Origin of the sequence: Pseudomonas sp. P179 (assembly GCF_000478485.2) — a bacterium.
Classification (GTDB): domain Bacteria; phylum Pseudomonadota; class Gammaproteobacteria; order Pseudomonadales; family Pseudomonadaceae; genus Pseudomonas; species Pseudomonas aeruginosa.
Window position 1 is genome coordinate 208984 of the sequence record NZ_KI517354.1, and the last position, 4610, is coordinate 213593.

1 protein-coding gene is annotated in these 4610 nt (G+C 66.1%); it reads right to left on the reverse strand.

Translation table 11 applies throughout. From position 1 onward, the window contains the following. Positions 1-4610: non-ribosomal peptide synthetase (locus tag HMPREF1224_RS13835; RefSeq protein WP_010793026.1), on the reverse strand; the 4610-nt coding region annotated here is incomplete at both ends.

Below are 4610 nucleotides of genomic sequence, written 5' to 3' on the forward strand. Positions count from 1 at the left end.
GGCAGGCCCTTGCGGTCCAGCTTGCCGTTCGGCGTCAGCGGCATCCGCGCCAGGAACAACAGGTGCGACGGCACCATGTATTCCGGCAGGCGCTCGCGCAGCGCCGTCTTCAACTGCGCCCGGCACTCCGCCTGCGCTTCCGGCGAATCCGCGACCGCCGGCGCCTGCGCCACCACGTAGCCCACCAACTGCTGGCCCACCGCGCCCGGCTGGGCCACCACCACCGCCTCGCGCACCGCCGGATGCTCGCGCAGGCGCGCCTCGATCTCTCCCAGTTCGATGCGGAAGCCTCGGATCTTCACCTGGTGATCCACCCGTCCGAGGTAATCCACCACCCCATCCGCACGCCCACGGGTCAGGTCGCCGCTGCGGTACAGCCGGCTGCCCGGCGCACCAAAGGGATCCGGCACGAAACGCTCGGCGGTCAGCGCCGGACGCTCCAGGTAGCCGCGCGCCACCCCTTCCCCGCCCAGGTACAGTTCGCCCGCCACGCCTACCGGCAGCAGGTTCAACTGCCCGTCGAGGATGTAGCCGCTACGGTTGCCCAGCAGCGTACCGATCGGCATGTAGGCCGCGCCGCAGGCATCGCCCGCCCGTGCTTTCCACAGCAGCGGCGTCACCACCGTCTCGGTCGGGCCGTAGCCGTTGAACAGGTACTTCGGCTTCAGCGCCCGCCACGCCAGGTCATAGCTGGCCTGCGCCACCGCGTCGCCGCCGAAGCAATAGACCCGTACCGGCGGCGGATTGCCGTCGCGCTCGGCATGCTCGGCCAGTTGCTGCAGGTACACCGGCGGGAACACCCCCACCGTTACCCCGTGGCGATGCATCTCGGCGTAGGTCCGTTCCGGCAGCCACAGGCTGTCGTCGCGGATCAGCACCCGCGCGCCGTTGATCAACGGGTGCATCCAGCCTTCGTGGGAACCGTCGAAGGCGAACGACATGAAGTGCAGCTCGCAGTCCTCCGGGGTCATCTCGTAGCGCTCGCCGGTAGCCACGATATGGGCGATCAGCGGACCGTGGGACACCGCCACGCCCTTGGGCATGCCGGTGGAGCCGGAGGTGTAGATCACATAGGCCAGGTTGTCGCCGTGCAGCGCCACCTCTGGATCATGGGCGGGGAAGCCGGCCCACTCCTCCTCGCGATCCACGGACAGGCAGGACAACCCCTCGGGGATCGGCAGACGCTCCAGCAGGTGGCTATGGGTCAGCAGCAGGTGCGCGCGACTGTCCTGCATCATGTACAGCAGGCGCTCGCGCGGGTATTCGATGTCCAGCGGCACGTAGGCGCCGCCGGCCTTCAGCACCGCCAGGAACGCCACCATGATCTCCGCGCTGCGCTGCATGGCGATCGCCACCCGCACTTCGGGGCCGACGCCTCGGGCGATCAACGCATGGGCCAGGCGGTTGGCCCGGCTATCCAGCTCGGCGTAGGTGAGCTTTTCCTCGTCGAAGATCACCGCCACCGCATCCGGCGCCATACGCGCCCGCTCGGCCACTCGCTGGTGTACCAGCGGCGTTGCCGGATAGCCCGAATCGCTGCGGTTCCAGATAGCGCCGATAGCGCTAAGCTCCGCCTTCTCGAGCATCTGCAGATCGACCAGACGTCGCTGCGGATGTTCGGCGAATGCCTCCAGCAGAGTCGTCAGGTGGCGACCCAGGCGCTCGATCGTAGCGGCCGGGAACAGTCCGCGATCGTAGCTGAATTGCAGTGACAAGCTATCCCCGCCACCCAGCGCCAGGGCCAGCGGATAGTTGGTCTGCTCGTGCATCGCTACGGCACCGAAACGCACGCCTCCAGCGGAGGACCGTTCGAGCACCTCGTCCACCGGGTAGTTTTCGAACACCAACAGGTTGTCGAAAACCGCCTCGCCGCCGAACCCCGCCCAGCGCTGCAGCTCGAACAGAGGCGTGTGCTCCTGTTCGCGCAACGCCAGGTTCTGCCGTTGCAGCCCCTGCAGCAGTTCGTCGAGGGTCATCTGTGGAGCCAGCGTTACCACTACCGGCAAGGTATTGATGAACAACCCGACCTGGTTCTCGACACCCGGCAGATCGGCAGGACGCCCGGAGACGGTGGCGCCGAAGACCACGGTGTGTTGTCCGGTATAGCGTTGCAGGAGCAGCGCCCAGCCCGCCTGGACCAGGGTATTGAGAGTGACCTGGTGGCGCCGGGCGAAATCCCGGAGCCGCGCGGTAGCCGTTGCGTCCACCTCACGCAGGTGCTCTCCGACGCCGTTGGCCGATGTCAGTCCCGGCTGAGCCAGTGCCTCGACCAATCGCGTCGGCTCGTCCAGAGCCGCCATCTGCTCACGCCAGAATGCCTCGGTAGCTGCCGCGTCCTGCCGCTGCAGCCAGGCGATGTAGTCGCTATAGCGGCCATCCCGGGGCTGCTCCGGCGAGCGTCCGGCATAGGACTCCAGCACCTCGCTGAGCAACTGGGCATTGCTCCATCCGTCCAGCAGGATGTGATGATGGGTGTAGATCAGGTGATGCTCACCTTCGGCAGTCTTCACCAACAGCAGCCGCAACAGTGGCGCACGCTGCAATTCGAAACCGCGTTCGCGCTCGGCCGCAGCCAGCGCGAGCAGCGCGGCGTCCCGATTCGCCGCCAGGCTCAGGTCCTCTTCGGCGAAGGGCAACTGGCGCTGTCGATAGACGATCTGCAAGGGCTGCTGCAGCTCCCCCTGCCAGGCGAAACCACTGCGCAGGATCGCGTGCCGGTCCAGGGCGGACTGCCAGGCTGCGCGGAAGCGCGGGATATCGAGGCCGGACACATCCACACGCATCTGATTGATGTAGTCGCTCGATGCCTGCTCGTACAGCGAATGGAACAGCATGCCCTGCTGCATGGGTGACAGCGGATAGATGTCCTCGACCTCTTCCAGCGCGACCGGCAGGGCATCCAGACGCGCCTGGTCCAACCCCGCCAGCGGGAAATCGGAAGGCGTCGCGCCATGCCGTGGCGAATCGCAGCAGAAGTCGACCAGCGCCGTCAGCTCAGCCACATAGTCATCGGCCAGGCGACGCACCTGGTCCTCGCCGAACATCTGCGAGCTGAAGCTCCAGTCGATACTCAGTTCACCGTCGAACACCCGGCCATTGAGACTCAGCCAGTTGTCCAGCGGAGCGCCGGGGTCCATCTCTGCCCCCGCGCTTTCGCCAGCCGGGTCCAGCAGAGCCATCTCGTCGAACTGAGCGTCGAACTGGCCCAGGTAATTGAAAGTGATCCGCGCCTGCGGCAACCCCGCCAGGACCCGGGCACTTTCCTCTCCAGCCAGATAGCGCAGCAAGCCATAACCCAGGCCCTTGTCGGGAATCGCACGCAACTGTTCCTTGATCGCCTTCAGGGACTCGCCAAGATCCGCGACCGGGCTCAGGCGCACCGGGAACAAACTGGTGAACCAACCGACGGTGCGACTCAGGTCGATATCGGCGAACAGCTCCTCGCGCCCATGTCCTTCCAGCTGTACCAGGCTTGAAGAGGCGCCGCTCCAACGGCAGACCACTCGCGCCAGGGCGGTCAGCAGAAGATCGTTGACCTGGGTACGGTAGGCTGCCGGCGCCTGCTTCAGCAGGCGTTCGGTCAAGCTGCGGTCGAAGCGACTCTGCACGGAGGTGGCGAAACGCTGCTCCAGAGCGCCTTGCGGATGCTCGCACGGAAGCTCGGCCGGCGCACCTTCCAGCAGCTCGCGCCAAAACTGCAACTGCGCCTTCATCGACTCACCACGGGCATGCTCGCTCACTCGGCCGGCCCAGGCCTTGAACGGGCTGGTCTTGCCAGGCAGCCGCGGAGCTTCTCCACGGAGGCTCTGCTGGTAAGCCCTTTGCAAATCCTCCAGCAGAATGCGCCAGGACACCCCGTCCACCACCAGATGGTGGATCACCAACAACAGACGCTGGCCGCCGTCGGCCATATCCACCAACAGGCTCCGCAACAGTGGGCCGTCGGCCAGGTCCAGGCTGCGCTGCGACTCCTCGCAGAGCGACTCCAGCGCTTGTCGGTCCACCGCCTCGGCACGCCAGAGCAGCGCACCGCCCAGCGTTGCTTCGGCATGTTCGGCATGCCAGGTTCCGTCCGTTTCATGGAAGCGCAGACGCAATGCGTCGTGATGTTCGACCAGGGCCTGCAAGGCCGCTTCGAGTGCCTTCGCATTCAGGGCCTCGCGCGGCTTCAACAGCAATGACTGGTTCCAGTGCTGGCGATTGGGAATCGGCTGTTCGAAGAACAACCGCTGGAACGGCAACAACACCGTCTCGCCGCTCACAGGCCCCTGCTCCATTTGCACCGCAGCCCCTACGCGGGCGACTCGCGCCAGCCCCTGTACGGTCTGTTGTTGGAACAGGTCCTTCGGAGTGAACTGGATGCCCGCCGCACGGCATCGACTCACCACCTGGATCGAAACGATGGAATCGCCACCCAGGGCAAAGAAGTTGTCGGTGGCGCCCACCTCCTCCAGCTTCAGCACGTCCGCCCAGACGGCCGCGATACGTCGCTCCATTTCATTCTGCGGCGCAACATGCGTCTGCCCCGCAGCAGCTTGCGGTCGCGGCAACGCCTTGCGATCCAGCTTGCCGTTCGGACTCAGCGGCATCCGCTCCAGCGCCAGCCACTG